We start from the raw sequence: 16,108 nt of genomic DNA on the forward strand, positions 1-16,108 counted from the left end.
TATTAGACTGTACACCAACTAAAAAGTTCATGGGAAAAATAAAAAACTTCACCAGAAACAGCTGTTTGTCAGACTATTGCCATTTCTGCTATAGTACGAGTAAGGGCGGTATCATTGTTGAACTGCACCTGCAACACCCATTTTCAACAAATGAATAGTTCTGCCTTGATCTTAAAATGACAGGGACGGAGAAAACCAAGTCACGTAAATTTCTGTCCGTCTGTCCATTTCCGGATTAGACGGGCTTTTTTGTCGGGTTTTCCTCCCGGAAGGAGAGAAAAATGAAAAACACTGCATCATTCAGCAAGATGAAAAAAGAAAACGAGAAAATCGCCATGCTGACGGCGTATGATTATCCGTCTGCAAAACTGGCAGAAGAAGCCGGCGTCGATGTCATCTTAGTAGGGGATTCGCTCGGCATGGTCGTGCTTGGCTATGATTCCACGGTAAAAGTGACAGTCGAAGACATGATCCATCACGGCAAAGCTGCACGCCGGGGCGCACCGGACACTTTCCTTGTCGTCGACATGCCGTTCGGTTCATTCCATGGCAGCTTGGACCGCACTCTTGAAAATGCTATCCGAATCTTTCAGGAGACTGGAGCAGAAGCTCTGAAACTGGAAGGTGCTGATGAAGTGATCGACGTCATCCGCTCATTGACGCGCACCGGAATCCCGGTCGTCGGCCATCTTGGGCTTCTGCCGCAGACCGCGGGCGTTTTGGGAGGCTATAAAGTACAAGGGAAGACAGCGGACGCGGCACAGAAATTGATCGAAGATGCCAAAGCGTGCGAAGCAGCTGGCGCTTGCATGATCGTATTGGAGTGCATCCCGTACCAATTGGCGCGCGAAGTCACGGCAGCGGTTACGATTCCGGTGATCGGCATTGGTGCCGGTGCCGATACGGATGGCCAAGTGCTCGTTTACCACGATACGTTGAAATACGGCTCGCACCATTTGCCGAAATTCGTCCGTTCCTATGCAGAAACCGGGGAAATCATGAAAAACGGTTTGACGGCTTATGTAGAAGAAGTGAAATCTGGGGCCTTCCCGGCCGAAGAACACCGCTTCACCATGAAAGAAGAAGAGCTCCAGCAATTATATGGAGGAAAAGAATAACAAAAAGCCCCGCTTGAATTTCAAGCGGGGCTTTCGTTTTATTATCGGATATATGGAGCCGGGTTTACCGCATTTGAGCGGGCGCCGTTCCAAGAGCCGATATGGATTTCAAAGTGAAGGTGAGGGCCAGTCGAGCGCCCTGTACTGCCGACTTCACCGACTTTTTGTCCTTGCGAAACGGATTGGCCAACTGATGTGCCGATTGCACTCATGTGTCCGTATACCGTTGCGTATTGCCGTCCGTTAATGGAATGCGTCATGATGACCACATTGCCGTAGCCGTTCATATAGCCGGCGTAAGTAACGTAGCCGCTCGCTGCTGCTACAATCGGTGTTCCGGTAACGTTGGCGATGTCCATTCCAAGATGCGATTCAGCGCCTGCGCCGATATCGCGTCCACCGAAGCCGGAAGTGAATCTTCCTGGAGCCGGTTGGATAAAGTTCGCGCTGCCTACAGCCGGCGCCACGTACGATGAGCTCGAGCCGGAGCTTGCACTCGCAGCTGCAGCCTTAGCTGCTGCGGCTTTGCGTTCCGCTGCTTCTTTTTTCTTGCGTTCGGCTTCCGCTTTGCGTGCAATTTCAGCTAAACGGGCTTGTTCTTTCGCGATTTTCTTTTCCAAGTTGGCGCTTAAGTTAAGGGCTTCATCACGTTGCTTCTCTAAATTGGATTTTTCTTTAGCCAAACGGTTTTGTTCAGCTTTCAATTCTTTCTCAAGGCCGGCCTGTTCTTGCTTTTTTGCATCAAGCGAGTTTTTCAATCCGACCAATTCGGCTTTTTTGTTTTCCTGTTCCGCTAATTTATTCTCAACTTCGGCTTTTTGTTCCGCCAACAGTTTTTTATCGTCCGCTTGTTCTTTCATGATTTGGCGGTCCGCTTCAATTAGCGTATTTACGGCTGAAAAACGGTCAATAAAATCGATGAAGCTGTTCGCTCCAAGCAAAACATCTATGTAGTCTACAGAACCGCCGCTCAATTGAATGGCGCGTGCCCGGTCTTTCAACAATTCGTCGCGTTCCGCAATTTTCCGTTCCAACTCTTCAATCGATTTTCTCAATTCATCGATTTCAATTTTTGTTTGATCGATTTGAGCTTGGACCCCGTCAATTTTCGCTTCAGTCTCCTGAATTTGCTGGTCCAGCTTTTCAATTTGGCTAATGATCTTTTCCAGTTTCGTTTGATTTTCTGAAATCTCGTTCGCTTTTTGCTGGATTCCGGAATTCAATTCGTTTTTCTTTTGATCGGCTTGCTGTTGCTTTTTCTCTAAATCGCTTAACGTATCGGCATTCGCTGACGGCATAACAAGCGTTAAAGACAAGACGGCAGCAATAGCAGTCCCCGCCCATTTGGATAGTTGCTTCATGTGTTCATTTCCCTCCTGGATAAGTGTTTCTCTCTATAGGTTGGTGCTTTATCAATAAATTCAGTTCATGAAAATTGCTGAAAAACAGCAGCGCACCTATTGTAACATGAGTAAAAACAGTTTTTTATTACAGTTTTGTATCAAAATTATATCGCTATATTTCATTGGCAGAGTCTTAAGGCTCAGAAAAGCGGAAAACCCCTTCCTTTAAAAACAATAAAGGAAGAGGTTTAACATCTTTCTGATTCAGTATGTTATGCTTCGATGCTTTCAGGTTCCTCAGTGCGAACGACAAGCACATCACAATGGGCAGAACGGATGATCCGTTCGGATACGCTTCCGAGGAAGATGCGTTCTGCTGCATTCAAGCCGGTAGCCCCGCAAATAATCAAGTCGATGTGGTATTTCTTGACCAGGTCAACGGGAATCAGCTTTTTAGGCGAACCGTACTCAATCACAACGTGGACGTTTTCAGCGCCAGCGGAAATGGCCGCTTCCTTGTAGCTGGCCATTAGTTTCTCGGAACTGGCCATTGCATCTTTTGCAATTGCCTGGCTGTATGCTTCAACGGAGCCAAAAGATTGGTTGTCGATAATATGGACAAGATACAAAGCGGAGTTATTGCGGGCAGCAATCCCGATCGATTTTTTGAAGGCAAGGTCGGCTTCATTCGAACCGTCTACCGCAACTAAAATATTTTGATATTCTATGGGCATTTGAATTCCTCCTGTCTATACAGTTCTTTTTCCACACCTATGCTGTAAATTCCTTTTTTATTTCATTATTCTTACAGTAAAGTATGTCAATAAAGTGAAAAGTTGTTTGGCTCAAAGAAAAAAGGTGGGAAATTTGTTTTGAATGGGAATGTTCTATATATTGACTATAAGAGAAACTGAAGGTTTGGGTGAAGCGGATGGCAGTGGCAGAGTGGATGTTCATTGGAATTAGTGTGATATGGATCGGAGAATTCATTTTCTTCCGAAATCGGGGCGTCGGGGAAGGCGATCCATATGAAAAAAAATCTTTTTATTATATTCTTGCTGCACTTGGAGCTACGATTGCTGCGGCTCTGCTGCTGCAGGAAATCGGAACCGGCACAGAAATCGGCCGATTCATGCGCGGGACTGGTTTAGTGCTGTTTGCTTTGGGTGTATTCTTAAGATTTTGGGGAATCCTCCATTTGAAAAGCCAATTTACCCGGCATGTCACGGTCCGGGAAGGCGACGAAATCGTCAGTTCCGGCCCATACCGGATGCTGCGGCATCCGCTCTACACGGCGCTGCTATTAATTGGCATCGGCATGGCCTTATTTTGCACAAGCCTGATCGCGGCAATTTTAGGAGGAGCTCTTGTCATCTGGACGTTACTGAAACGCATCAGCTACGAAGAGGAGCTGTTGATCGAAAAATTCGGTCCGGCGTATGCCGAATGGATGAAAAAGAGGGCAAGGCTGGTGCCATTTATTTATTAATAAAGAGAGATAACTGCCGCGTTTTGGCAGTTTTTTAATGGAAAAATACATTTTTCAAAGCTCAAAATATGATAATCTTGAAATATACGACACAATCTTTTGAGGAATGAGGGCTCAATTTGGAACGGACAGCGGCAACCCAAAAATTCACAATGGAAATGGACCTGCATGCGGAAATTAAGAAAATAGTGAAGTCTTATCCAAGAAACAGTTATCTTTTCCGGGAAGGTGACGACGTCAAAGGGATTTACATCATCCAGTCCGGAAAAGTCCAAATCGGGAAAGTGACGCCGGATGGCCGGGAACTCACGTTGAAAATTTGCGGGCCGGATCAGATTGTCGGAGAAATCACGGTCTTTTCAGAAGCCGCCAAATACATGCTGGACGCACGGGCGATCGAACCCGTCGTGTGCACAAAAATTGCGATAGAGGATTTGGAGGAAGGGCTGCTGAAAAATCCGAAATTGTCAGCGGCGTTCATGAAATGGATGGGCATCGATCAGCAAAAGACCCAGACGAAATTTCGCGACCTGCTCCTTCATGGCAAAAAAGGGGCGCTTTACTCCACATTAATCCGGTTGAGCAATAGCTATGGCGTCCGGCAGCCGGAAGGCATTTTGATTGATCTGGCGTTGACCAATCAGGAACTCGCCAATTTCTGCGGCATGACCCGTGAAGTGGTTAACCGGATGCTCAGTGAGCTAAAAAAAGAGCAAGTCATTTCGATGGTGAACGGCAAAATGCTGATTCACGATCTTTCCTATTTAAAAACCGAAATCAATTGCGAAAATTGCCCGATTTCATTTTGCAAAATCGATTAAAAACTAAATGCAAGAGCAAGAAGCGGTCCTGGAGCAATCCGGGATCGCTTCTTTTTTGTCTAAAATTCGACAGCTGCTGCAAAAAGAGGCGAGTGTGTGAGAAATATCACAATGTTCAAAGGCAGAAAGGCTTACGTTAGGAGTAAGAGATCGACAGAAGAGGTGAAAGAAAATGAGCAAAAAAGATGATCACGCGAACGTAGACCTCCGCGGAACTTTGATCAGTGTGTTTTTTGTAGGCGTTGTGATTGTCGCCATGTGGGTCATCGTCTATTCGATGTATGTCGCAAGGTGAAAAAGGATGAAGGAAAAGGAGTAGAGGAACATGCATCTTCATAAATTCGAAAAAATTTGGCTGACTTTCGGCATTGTCGCATTAGCCGTCTTTCTGGGCGTCGTCGGCGTGAGTGCCTTTTCGCAGGACCATACGCCGGCGGGCGGGATGGACACGATCGACCCGAAAAAAGTGAATGAGACTGCACCATTCGATAAACCGGGCGTGACGCAATTGGATGACGACACGTACCAAGTGGCAATCGTCGCAATGGCATTCGGCTACAATGCACCGGATCTTAAAGTGCCGGCCGGAAAAGAAATCATCTTCAAAGTGACCAGCACCGATGTGGTCCACAGTTTTACGATCGATAACACCAAAGTGAATATGATGGTCGTGCCGGGGCGCATCACCACAAAGTCTTACACATTCGACAAACCCGGAAAATACTTGATTCTCTGCAACGAATATTGCGGTACAGGGCATCACATGATGTTCAATGAAATAGAGGTGTATTAAAGATGATTGCTGCACAAGATCGAAAAATCGCTTTATGGAATATCGGCGTTGCGTATACGGCGTTCTTGATCGGGACCTTATGCGGGCTGCTTCAAGTGTTCATCCGGAATGATGCGCTGCAATTGCCGGCTTGGCTGGATTATTATCAAATTTTAACAGCACACGGCGTGCTGCTCGCACTTATTTTTACGACCTTTTTTATTTTCGGTTTTTTCATTACCGGCATGAGCAAAAGTTTAGGGGCATTCGGCCCGAAAGTCCGCCTGTTTTCCTGGATCGGCTTCTGGGTGACGCTGCTTGGCACCGTCATGGCGACCGTAATGATTGTTTCCGGAGAAGCTTCCGTTCTTTACACATTTTATGCACCGCTAAAAGGCAGCGGCTGGTTTTATGTCGGCTTGGCTTTGGTCATTGTCGGCACGTGGATCAGCAGTTTTGCACTCGTGGGCCATTATATCGTTTGGCGCAAAACGCATAAAGGCGAATTAAGTCCGTTATTTGCATTTATGACGATCACGACAATCATCCTTTGGATCATTGCTTGTCTGGGAGTCGTCGCCACCGTATTGTTCCAATACATCCCGTGGGCATTCGGGTGGACAGACACCATCAATGTAGAACTCAGCCGTTCGCTGTTCTGGTATTTCGGGCATCCGCTGGTCTACTTCTGGCTCCTGCCGGCGTATATGGCCTGGTACGTAATTGTACCGAAATTATTGGGCGTGAAAGTGTTCAGTGATTCTTTGGCCCGCTTATCGTTTGTCTTATTCATTCTGTTTTCCATCCCGGTTGGATTCCACCACCAATTGACAGAACCGGGGATTTCGAACTTCTGGAAATTCCTGCAGGTTGTCTTAACGTTCATGGTCATCATTCCGTCGTTGATGACGGCCTTCTCGATGTTCGCTACGTTTGAAATTTCGGGACGCAAAAAAGGCGGCACGGGATTATTCGGCTGGTTCAAAAAACTTCCGTGGAAGGATGTCCGCTTCACATCAATCTTTATCGCGATGGCGTTCTTCATTCCTGGCGGTGCCGGCGGAATCATCAATGCCAGTTTCCAATTGAACGAAGTCGTCCATAACACTTTATGGATTGTCGGGCATTTCCACATCACAGTCGGCACGCCGGTCGCGATGACGTTCATGGGGATGACGTTCTGGCTCATTCCGTATTTGACCGGCCGCAAATTTACGAAGTCGATGCAAATTCTCGGATTCGTCCAAATCATCACCTGGTCGATCGGCATGCTCTTGATGTCGACAGCCCAGCACGTCCTAGGACTTCTAGGAGCGCCGAGACGAACTGCATACTCCGGCTATAACGGACACGAATCTGCATTAGAATGGTTCGACGGCATTTTAACCAACCATGTGACGATGGCTGTCGGCGGAAGCATCCTGTTCCTTTCTGCCATGATCCTGATTTACATTGTGGTCATGACGATGTTCTTGTCGCCAAAAGCTGTGAAGCCGGAAGAAATTGTTGAATTTCCGATGGCCGAAAGCGACAAAGAGAGCACACCGAAGTGGCTGGAGAACTGGTGGATTTGGATCGGCATTGCGGTCTTCCTGATTGTCGCCGCTTATGCGATCCCATTAAGCCATATGATTCACCATGCACCACCAGGATCGGAAGGATTTAAAACTTGGTAGGAGTTGAGCGCAATGTTGATCACCGCATTATCCTTAATGATTATTTTCATCGTCTTCACGGCCATGCTGATTGAAACAGGCATAACAGACGAAGAATAGAAAGAAAACTGCCTTTCCGCCTATCGGAGAGGCAGTTTTTTTGTTTAAATGAAAAAACAGACTATTCAGCAATAAGACTTCATGCCTATAATGAATTACTGCAATAAAATTACAGAAATCTTGATAAGAAGACGCGGCAATTTATTGGCTTTTCTTCTTTATCACTAATTCCCATTAAGAAAATCAAAAAACTGCCGATAGTAAAAGAAAAGCCGTTTTCACAAAAATGGCTTCAAAACATCATGAAGATTTGGGAGAGACGATATGACACTGAAGATGAAGACTGCGGGACTTATCGGCATTACAATGGCAGCATTTATCATTTTAATCTTCCTTTTCATGCGGCCCGTCATATTGAACGACGCCAAGTTGATGGATGGGGAATCCTTGGAAACCGACCGGGAACGTGTGGAAAGCTACATCGAGTCGGAAAAGATGGATTTGCAGCGTTTTAACCGCGATTGGGCGGTATGGGACGATTCCTACACTTTTATGCAAAATCGCAGCGAAGCATATATTCGTTCCAATCTAATTCAAGAAACATTTGAAAACAGTGCCATTAATTTAATGGTTTTCATCAATACAAAAGGCGAGGTCATCTATGCGAATGGCTACGACTTAACAGATGGCTCGGAGTTGGATTTGGCTAGCAGCTTGCAGCAGGTTCCGGAAATCATCGAAGAAGCTGAAAATGGAAACGGGCTAGTGATCATTGAAGATTCCAGTTTTGGATCGGTGATGGTTGCAGTGGATGAAATTCTGGGAAGCGAAGGCCAAGGCCCATCGACAGGCCGGCTGGCTTCGGGTATTTTCCTGGACGAATCTTTTTTTAATACGATGCGCAATACATTGGCACTGGATGTGCAAGTAGTCAATAAAGAAGCGGGAGATCTGAAAATTCAGGAACTGGATGAAAAGACATTGAGCAGTTTGATTGCGGTTAGTGACGGCTTGACGCTTGAATTGAAGAAAGACCGGAAGTATTACCAGCAGAAGTCGAGCAGCATGAATGGCCTTTTTCTGGCGTTGGCTATCGCTACCGTTATTTTGGTTGTTCTTGTCTATTATTTAATAGATATGCTTGTCTTATCGAGGATTTCTCACCTTTCTGTCCAATTGAAAGATGTAGATTTCGACAAAGCCCAATCCTTGGAAGTCGAAAATTCACGAAATGCCGAAGATGAAATCACCGATCTGGAAAATTCGATCCAAAATATGCTGACGAGTTTGGAAAAAGCCCATGCAGATGTATCAAAACTGGCCTTTTTTGACCAACTTACCGGCCTTCCAAACCGTTTCAGCTTGTATAAAGATTTCCTGAAGCGCATCGAAACAGAGCAGGCTTCTTTTTCTGTGCTGTTTTTCGATCTGGATGGCTTCAAGCGAATCAACGATTTATACGGCCACAACAGCGGTGATGAAGTGCTGAAGCAAATCGGCCGGCGGTTAAGCGGAAAGTCTCTCCGAAAAGGAAGCCGGCTCTACCGGATCGGCGGAGACGAATTTGTATTGATTTCGGATACGGCCGACCGTGCAAAATTAACCGATGAAATTGCAGAAGTGATGGCGGCGGTTCATAAAGTCTTTAAGCTTGGCAAAGTGACTACGAGCATTTCAGCAAGCATTGGGGTCAGCTTATACCCGTCAAATGCCAGAACTTTGGACGATTTGCTGCAATATGCGGATGTAGCGATGTACGCGGCGAAAAAGAACGGCAAGAACCATTTTGTTTTCTATGAAGACATCACAGACAAGCATCTCTACAAATACTTATTGAATTTGAAAAATGATTTGGCCGACGCGATTGCCAATAACGAATTCTTTCTTGAGTACCAGCCCATCATGGACAATAAAGGCGAGCGCATCCAGGCGGTGGAAGCGCTCATTCGCTGGAATCATCCAAAAGAAGGGCTGATTGCACCGCTGCGTTTTATTCCATTAGCCGAGGAGACGGGCATGATGAAAGACATTGGCGATTGGGTCATCCGCAATGCGGTAAAGGATCTTCAAAAGTGGAACCAGGAAAATGGCCAGTCGCTGTCTTTGGCCATCAACGTTTCAAAAGCCCAGCTGAGGTTCAAGAAAGAGCTGATCGAATTGATTGACGAAGTGCTGGAAGAACAGGAGTTTCCGGCGCATCAGCTTCAGATTGAAATTACGGAAAGCGATACCGCAGCGGAGCACGAAGAGATTGTGGACTTTATCAACGAGTTGAAACGCCGCAATATCCAAGTGGCGTTGGATGATTTCGGTGTCGGGACTTCTTCGCTGTATCATCTTCTGGAATTGGACGTGGATATTGTGAAAATCGACCGCAGCTTCCTGCGCCAAGTGCCTGCCAGTGAAAAAGATACAGCTCTGCTGAAAGGAATTTACAGCACCTTGTATGATTTGAACATCCAGCTGGTAACAGAAGGCATCGAAACAGAAGAACAGCGCGATTTCGTCTCGGCAAAAAACGGCTCTTATTTGCAAGGCTTCTATTTCAGTAAGCCCGTTCTTTTGGAGGAATTGAAGAAGATGCAGGAGGCTTGGGAAAAGACTTTATTATAAAAAGGTACCTGCCCATATTTCTGAGAAAGATGTGAAACTGGCCAAAACCTGTTATGATAAGAGGATTCCCAGAAAGTAACGGAGTGATAACATGACTAAAAAAGCGAAAGCCAAAAGCGGCATAGGCCAAGGGACCGGGAAAAAAGGCTGGAACCGCTGGAAAACCGGCGCCAACAAAGCGAAAAGCTTTAAGCCGTATACCAGCAAAGCCAATAAGAAAACCGATGGATCAAAATCTGGCCAATCGGCTAACAACGAGCCGCCTGAATGGATCGACGGCTAAATCCGACATATTGAAGCTGCCCGATGATGGGTGGCTTTTTTTTATGGAAAAGAAATGAAAGCATGAGCAAATAAATTTACATCGCTCACGATGCAGTTTAAAGTAGATCGTGTAAGATATAAAATATTGGAGGGATGAATGATGAAAGCACTTTATGAAACAACGATCATCAACACTGGCGGAAGACAAGGGGAAGTTTATTCGGAAGACAATATCTTCTTCATGGATGTAGCGAAACCGAAAGCACTTGGAGGAGAAGCGACAACTGCTACGAATCCTGAACAATTATTTGCTGCAGGCTATAGCGCTTGCTTTAACAGTGCCTTAGAATTAGTACTAGAAAAAGATAAAGTGGAAGTCGAAAAAAGCGAAGTCAAAGCTACAATTTACTTGATTGGCGATAAAGAAAAAGGCGGCGTGAAGTTGGCTGCCAAATTAGAAGTTGACATTACCGGCATCGATGACGAGAAAAAACAGGAATACGTCGCAAAAGCGCATGAATATTGCCCGTATTCAAAAGCGATCAAAGACTCCATAGACGTAGAGATCGTGGTCCTGTAAAACGCTCTGGGATGCCGGTGAAATATAGGATAGGTGTGATGGAAATGGAAAGAATGACGAAACTGGATCAGCAATTATGCTTTGAAGTCTACAAAGCTTCAAGCAATTTCACGAAAATGTATGCGAGGGTCCTCGAACCGTTCAATCTGACATTCACGCAGTATCTGGTTTTGCTTGTCCTCTGGGAAGAAGACCGGCTGCTCACGAAAGATATCGGTGAGCGGCTCGGCCTTGGAACCGGAACGTTGAATCCGATCATCAGCCGAATGATTGCGCATGGGCGGCTCAACAAGGAACAGTCAAAAGAAGATAAGCGTGCCTACATTATTTCACTGACCGAAAAAGCGAAAGCAGAACACGAACCGATTGAACAGGCAGTGGCCGAGAAGCTGATCAGCTGCAATTTCATGGATGTAAATGCCATTGCGCTGATGAAGAATTTAAAGGAATTGAATGCTTTCTTCAGTGAAATGGAGTTGTAAAAGCGAAGCGAAGAACGGGAGTGATGTGAAATGAGCATTTATGATTTGACGGTTCCAAAAGCAGACGGGAATGCCTATTCCCTCAGCGAATACAAAGGCAAGCCCATGCTGATTGTCAATACGGCGACAAAATGCGGGTTGAGCGATCAATTCGACAGCCTTGAAAAACTGTATTCAACTTATAAAGAAGACGGCCTAGTGGTTCTTGGTTTTCCTTCGGACCAGTTCAAACAGGAACTCGGAAGCGCAGAAGAAGCGGAGGAAGCGTGCCGCATGAGCTACGGGGTCACTTTTCCGATGCATGACATTGTAAAAGTCAATGGCAAAGAAGCGCATCCGCTTTTTAAATACCTGACTTCGAATACAAAAGGCTTCTTATCAAAAAGCATCAAATGGAATTTCACCAAGTTTCTGGTAGATGCAGATGGTAATATCATTGCGCGCTACTCGCCGCAGGAAAAACCGGAAGCATTTGAAGAAGACATAAAAAAAGTGTTGGGGAAATAATCAACCTTCCTTGCCTGAAAAGCTGCTGCAGCCTTCCAGGCTTTTTTTATTTTCAAAGGAATTTGCACTTCGAAAACAGAAATACATACAGACAAGTGTTTTCGAGAAAGGGAGATTCAGATGGATAAAGAAAAAACGGCGTTGCTTTTGGTCGATGTGCAGCAAGCTTTTGACGATGAATCATGGGGAGAGCGAAATAATCCGGAAGCGGAAGCGAAAATGGCGGAGATTCTGGCAGCCTGGCGGAATAATGAGGGGCTGGTCCTCCACGTTCAACATCGCTCTGACAACCCGGAATCGCTGTTCTATCCCCATAAAGAAAGCTATGAGATCAAAGAGGAGCTGCAGCCAGCCGGCAAGGAAACGATTATAACGAAGAAAGTGAACAGCGCCTTTATCGGCACTAATCTGGAAGAAATTTTGCGCATGAATGGTGTCACGACCGTAGTGATTGTGGGATTGACTACACCTCACTGCATCTCCACTACCGCAAGGATGAGCGGAAACCTCGGCTTTTCAACTTACGTTGTTTCAGACGCAACGGCTGCCTATGAACTGAAAGATCCGGCCGGAAAACGGATCGATCCGGAAACCATCCATTCGGTTTCGCTGGCAACGTTGCACGGGGAGTTCGCGCATGTGGTGACGACGGCTGAATTGATGCATGAGTTTATCTCGCGGCCTTCTCGAATAGAGGAAGGAGAATGAACGGAGAGCGATTTTATGAAGCGGTCGGAAAGGCGAATGGCTGGGACTTCAGCCGTCTTCGGAGCCGGGCCGAGGGGGGATTATGGGATTTCTATCAGCTGGTGGCGGAAAATGCACAAAGCTCAGACAGGTTATTGGATATCGGAACAGGAGGCGGGGAGAAAGTGCTCGAAATCGCCGCTTCCTTTTCAACAGTAACTGGAATCGACCGGTCGAAAGCCATGATAGAAACGGCCAAGGCAAATTTGGCGAAAACGGATTTTTCTCATGTGTGCTTTCTGGAAGCCTCATCTGAAACACTGCCGTTTCGAGAGAGTTCATTTGATCGCCTATCAAGCCGACACGCTCCGTTCAATGCCAAGGAAATATGGCGAGTATTGAAAAAAGGCGGGACGTTCTACACACAGCAAGTCAGTGAGGCGGATAAAGCGAATCTGAAGGATGCATTCGGGCGCGGCCAGTCATTTGGCGAGCGCGACGGCGAATTGCGGGATGCCTACGAAAGAGACCTTGCTGCCGCTGGGTTTTCAGAAATGGAAATTCGTGAATACGATGCGGTGGAATACTTGGAACGGCGGGAAGATCTACTCTTTCTTCTTCTGCATACGCCAATTATTCCGAGCTTCGGCGAGCAGGAAGGAGATTTCGATCGCCTTCAGGAATTCATCGAGCAAAATCAAACCGGCAAAGGAATCCGGACGAATTCAAAGCGATTCCTGATAATTGCTAAGAAATAAGGAGATTATCTCTGCAGAAAAAGAGCCCTTACTCATGGAGTAAAGGCTCTCTTTGTTTCTGCAGAAGTTCTTCTTTGACCGGCTCCTCCACCATTGCCCCTTGTTTGCGAGGCGGGCTCGCCATAAAGGCGGCGAACATGCCGAGCAGCGGAAATAGCAGGATGCCCCAAAGCATTTCCGTATAGCCGCCGAACAGGTCATATGCGATACCGAGAGGCAATGGCCCAAGTGCTGAACCAGCTACAATCATGGCCATCGAAATGCCGCTGATGCTGCCGATGTGTTTCCGTCCAAAATAATTCGGCCAGACAACTGCCATGACGATGCGTTCAACGCCCATGCTGACTCCCCAAACAAGTCCAAATACAATGGCCATTGCTAAAGTGCTGGCATTTTGAAGGAGCAGCAGCGAAACGATTTCTCCGAAAAACAGCAGGGCGAGCATGTACTGCACTTTCACTTTTTCAAGCAGCATGCCCGTCACAAATGTCACAGGCAAACCGATCAAGGCTGTGATGCTCAAAACGCTGGCTGCTGTTTCAAGGGATAGCGCTTTTTCCTGGAAAATCGAAACTAAGTGAAAAGTAAGGCCGGTATTCACGATGCCTGGAATGGCCGCACAGAAAAGCAGAAGCCAGAATGCTTTTGTTTTGGCCGCTTCTTTCACGGTCCAGCTGATTTCTTCCGTCGTGTTTTGCATCTTTTGCTGGTTTTTAGCGTCTCCATTATCGGGCAGCAAACCCATGTCTTCCGGTTTGTTCTGAATCAGGAAAAAGGCAAGCGGAGTAAAGCAAATGATAATAATGGCGCCGAGAATCAGCCAAGAAGCGCGCCAGCCGAAAGAACCGATTAGCCAGACGTTGAGCAGCGGAAAGGCAGCCGAACTGACCAAACCGCCGATTGCTGCGATGCTGATGGCCCGCCCTCTTTTCTTCACAAACCATTGGGGGATCAGGGAACTGGAAATCAGCGCCATCGACCCTTGCCCTAATAGCCGGATAAAAAAGAAGCCGATAAACAGCATCACAAGGCTGGTAACAAAACTATTGAACAGACAGGCAACAGCCAGTGCCAAAGAGACGATGACCGCCATTTTGCGGGAGCCGTTGCGGTCGATCAGGCGGCCGATAAAGAACAGCAGAAATCCGGAAGCCAACGTGGCCGCTGAATAGATGCCGGATACCGTTGAACGGCTCCAGCCGAATTCGTCTATATAGTAATCAATGAAAATTGAGTTGGAATAAGTTTGTCCGGGACCTGAAAAAAACTGGGACAGCGCAGCAAGCGCGATAATCACCCAGCCGTAATGAAAAGAATAGCCTGTAAATTGTTTCATTGTACATCTCCATGTTTTAATAGGTAATTGCTCTTTGAGAGCTATTAATATATTGAAATCACAATTAATTATCATATCACCTTTTTTTATTAATAAAAGTCTTTTTTCTGTAAAGAAAAAAGAAAAAGGATTCTGAAATTAATTATGGCGAAAAAATATATGAAAGCAGACGCTTTAAGCTTCTATAGGGATTTTAAGGAATAAACGCAACAAAAAAAGGAAAAAGGTGTATGATAAAAAGAGTTTCTGCGTCTTCCGCCGGGGAGTTCATGAAACAAATGAAGAAGGAATTCCGAGCCGCTTGACTTTGGAGGCCGGAGTCGAGTTAAATGAATAAGACTGATTTTTTTAGTTGCCGATGACTTGGAAGAACTGTACATAAAATATAGGAAATCGGACTTTATTGCCGGTTGTTAAGGAGAAAGAAAAGAATGGGTTTATGGGAATTTTTTGTAGCAATTGTATTGGGGATCGTGGAAGGATTAACAGAGTTTGCGCCGGTTTCTTCGACGGGCCATATGATCATCGTTGACGACATCTGGTTGAATTCAAAAGAACTGTTCAGTGAACCTGTAGCGAATACGTTTAAAGTTGTCATTCAGTTAGGTTCGATTTTAGCGGTCGTGATCATCTTTAGAGACCGCTTTAAAGATTTGCTTGGTTTAGATAGAAGCAAGACAGCTGAGAAAAAGCAGCGTTTGAGCCTGACAAAAGTAATTGTCGGGTTAATCCCGGCAGGCGTATTCGGTTTGGCTTTCGAAGACTATATCGACGAATATCTGTTTTCGGTTGAGACGGTTATTATCGGCTTAGTGCTCGGCGCAGTGCTCATGCTGATTGCGGATTATTTCACGAAAAAGAAACCGCATATTGATACGGTTGACCAAATGACTTACAAGCAAGCGCTTGGCATGGGGCTTTTCCAGTGTCTTGGTTTATGGCCAGGATTCTCCCGCTCCGGTTCAACCATTGCCGGCGGGGTTCTGTTGAAAATGAGCCACAAATCAGCAGCTGATTTTACTTTTATCATGGCAGTGCCGATTATGCTCGGGGCAAGCGGCTTGTCATTGCTGAAAAACTGGCAGTACATTACCGTAGAGGCGCTTCCGTTCTTTGTGGTCGGATTCATCAGTGCTTTTGTGGTCGCTTTAGTGGTTGTTAAATTCTTCTTGAAATTGATTGATAAAATCAAATTGGTGCCATTTGCAATTTACCGAATCGTACTTGCGGCCTTGATTTTCGTTATTTACCTGTAAGTGCTTGTAAAATCCATGAAGCTGGATTATAGTAATTAAATACAATAATTAGTGTTTTATAATATGCAGAAACACTATATATAGTGTCGCCAATAATGATGGTGCCTGAAAAGGCTTAATAGGGAATCCGTGAAAACCGGAGCTGTACCCGCAACTGTAAGTGCTGACGAACTATGGAGAACCACTGTCCAATGGATGGGAAGGCCGTAGTGTAGGTGGAAGCACAAGCCAGGAGACCTGCCTCGTTAAAAGTTTATGATCTTCTCCGGGAGCTGGGAGGTATAACGAAGGTACTCTGCAAGGAACAGTGGATTTCTGCTGTTTTCCGTTGGATTATTTGCGTTTATATACCCGTCTTCTCTCAGAG

Annotated in this window: 17 protein-coding genes and 1 riboswitch; of the genes, 14 read left to right on the top strand and 3 right to left on the bottom strand. The window is 45.9% G+C overall.

The genetic code is table 11. The features are described from left to right. Positions 1 to 281: 281 nt before the first annotated feature. Positions 282 to 1,118 carry a 3-methyl-2-oxobutanoate hydroxymethyltransferase gene (panB, locus tag MTR82_RS03350; RefSeq protein ID WP_246807722.1) on the top strand — a complete coding sequence of 279 codons (837 nt, stop codon included), beginning with the start codon at positions 282 to 284 and terminating at the stop codon, positions 1,116 to 1,118. 41 nt (positions 1,119 to 1,159) lie between these two features. Here the strand turns inward: panB and MTR82_RS03355 are convergent, their stop codons facing one another. After that, entirely contained in the window at positions 1,160 to 2,479 is a 1,320-nt protein-coding gene (locus tag MTR82_RS03355) for a murein hydrolase activator EnvC family protein (protein WP_246807723.1), read from the bottom strand. A gap of 254 nt (positions 2,480 to 2,733) precedes the next feature. Continuing rightward, a complete protein-coding gene (locus tag MTR82_RS03360; protein WP_052649766.1) occupies positions 2,734 to 3,195 on the bottom strand; it encodes a universal stress protein in 462 nt (153 codons plus the stop codon). Positions 3,196 to 3,392: 197 nt separating this feature from the next. On the opposite strand from MTR82_RS03360, the gene MTR82_RS03365 reads away from it, so the two are divergent. The 12 genes from MTR82_RS03365 (at position 3,393) to MTR82_RS03420 (ending at position 13,149) form a co-directional block, all read left to right on the top strand. Further along, on the top strand, positions 3,393 to 3,950 hold the full coding sequence (locus tag MTR82_RS03365; RefSeq protein WP_246807724.1) for a methyltransferase family protein: 558 nt from the start codon (positions 3,393 to 3,395) through the stop codon (positions 3,948 to 3,950). A 152-nt stretch (positions 3,951 to 4,102) separates the two neighbouring features. Continuing rightward, positions 4,103 to 4,771, top strand: a complete 669-nt coding sequence (locus tag MTR82_RS03370) for a Crp/Fnr family transcriptional regulator (RefSeq protein ID WP_246808554.1) — start codon at positions 4,103 to 4,105, stop codon at positions 4,769 to 4,771. 172 nt (positions 4,772 to 4,943) lie between these two features. After that, positions 4,944 to 5,066, top strand: a complete 123-nt coding sequence (locus MTR82_RS03375; protein ID WP_052649770.1) for a hypothetical protein — start codon at positions 4,944 to 4,946, stop codon at positions 5,064 to 5,066. Positions 5,067 to 5,096: 30 nt separating this feature from the next. Further along, positions 5,097 to 5,564, top strand: a complete 468-nt coding sequence (locus MTR82_RS03380) for a cytochrome c oxidase subunit II (RefSeq protein ID WP_052649771.1) — start codon at positions 5,097 to 5,099, stop codon at positions 5,562 to 5,564. 2 nt (positions 5,565 to 5,566) lie between these two features. After that, the gene (locus MTR82_RS03385; protein WP_246807725.1) at positions 5,567 to 7,219 is read left to right on the top strand and encodes a b(o/a)3-type cytochrome-c oxidase subunit 1; all 1,653 of its coding nucleotides are present in this window, start codon (positions 5,567 to 5,569) and stop codon (positions 7,217 to 7,219) included. A gap of 363 nt (positions 7,220 to 7,582) precedes the next feature. After that, positions 7,583 to 9,871: a bifunctional diguanylate cyclase/phosphodiesterase gene (locus MTR82_RS03390; protein ID WP_246807726.1), complete on the top strand. Its 2,289-nt coding sequence runs from the start codon at positions 7,583 to 7,585 to the stop codon at positions 9,869 to 9,871. Positions 9,872 to 9,962: 91 nt separating this feature from the next. Continuing rightward, complete coding sequence (locus MTR82_RS03395; protein ID WP_052649776.1) at positions 9,963 to 10,154, top strand: DUF3934 domain-containing protein; 192 nt, start codon at positions 9,963 to 9,965, stop codon at positions 10,152 to 10,154. Between the two features lie 141 nt (positions 10,155 to 10,295). Next, on the top strand, positions 10,296 to 10,715 hold the full coding sequence (locus MTR82_RS03400; protein ID WP_052649778.1) for an organic hydroperoxide resistance protein: 420 nt from the start codon (positions 10,296 to 10,298) through the stop codon (positions 10,713 to 10,715). 44 nt (positions 10,716 to 10,759) lie between these two features. Next, positions 10,760 to 11,197, top strand: coding sequence for a MarR family winged helix-turn-helix transcriptional regulator (locus MTR82_RS03405; protein ID WP_246807727.1), 438 nt, complete (start codon positions 10,760 to 10,762; stop codon positions 11,195 to 11,197). A 30-nt stretch (positions 11,198 to 11,227) separates the two neighbouring features. After that, positions 11,228 to 11,704, top strand: coding sequence for a glutathione peroxidase (locus MTR82_RS03410; RefSeq protein ID WP_246807728.1), 477 nt, complete (start codon positions 11,228 to 11,230; stop codon positions 11,702 to 11,704). Positions 11,705 to 11,824: 120 nt separating this feature from the next. Continuing rightward, on the top strand, positions 11,825 to 12,412 hold the full coding sequence (locus MTR82_RS03415) for a cysteine hydrolase family protein (protein ID WP_246807729.1): 588 nt from the start codon (positions 11,825 to 11,827) through the stop codon (positions 12,410 to 12,412). Next, positions 12,409 to 13,149, top strand: a complete 741-nt coding sequence (locus tag MTR82_RS03420) for a class I SAM-dependent methyltransferase (RefSeq protein ID WP_246807730.1) — start codon at positions 12,409 to 12,411, stop codon at positions 13,147 to 13,149. The genes MTR82_RS03415 and MTR82_RS03420 overlap by 4 nt, the downstream gene beginning before the upstream one ends. 28 nt (positions 13,150 to 13,177) lie before the next feature. Here MTR82_RS03420 and MTR82_RS03425 read toward each other — a convergent pair whose 3' ends face one another. Continuing rightward, positions 13,178 to 14,485: an MFS transporter gene (locus tag MTR82_RS03425; protein ID WP_246807732.1), complete on the bottom strand. Its 1,308-nt coding sequence runs from the start codon at positions 14,483 to 14,485 to the stop codon at positions 13,178 to 13,180. 431 nt (positions 14,486 to 14,916) lie between these two features. Here MTR82_RS03425 and MTR82_RS03430 point away from each other — a divergent pair, with 431 nt between their 5' ends. Beyond that, entirely contained in the window at positions 14,917 to 15,741 is an 825-nt protein-coding gene (locus tag MTR82_RS03430; RefSeq protein ID WP_246807734.1) for an undecaprenyl-diphosphate phosphatase, read from the top strand. An 81-nt stretch (positions 15,742 to 15,822) separates the two neighbouring features. Next, positions 15,823 to 16,000, top strand: a riboswitch (cobalamin riboswitch). Positions 16,001 to 16,108: the final 108 nt, after the last annotated feature.

It is taken from the genome of Planococcus ruber (genome assembly GCF_022819085.1).
GTDB lineage: Bacteria > Bacillota > Bacilli > Bacillales_A > Planococcaceae > Planococcus > Planococcus ruber.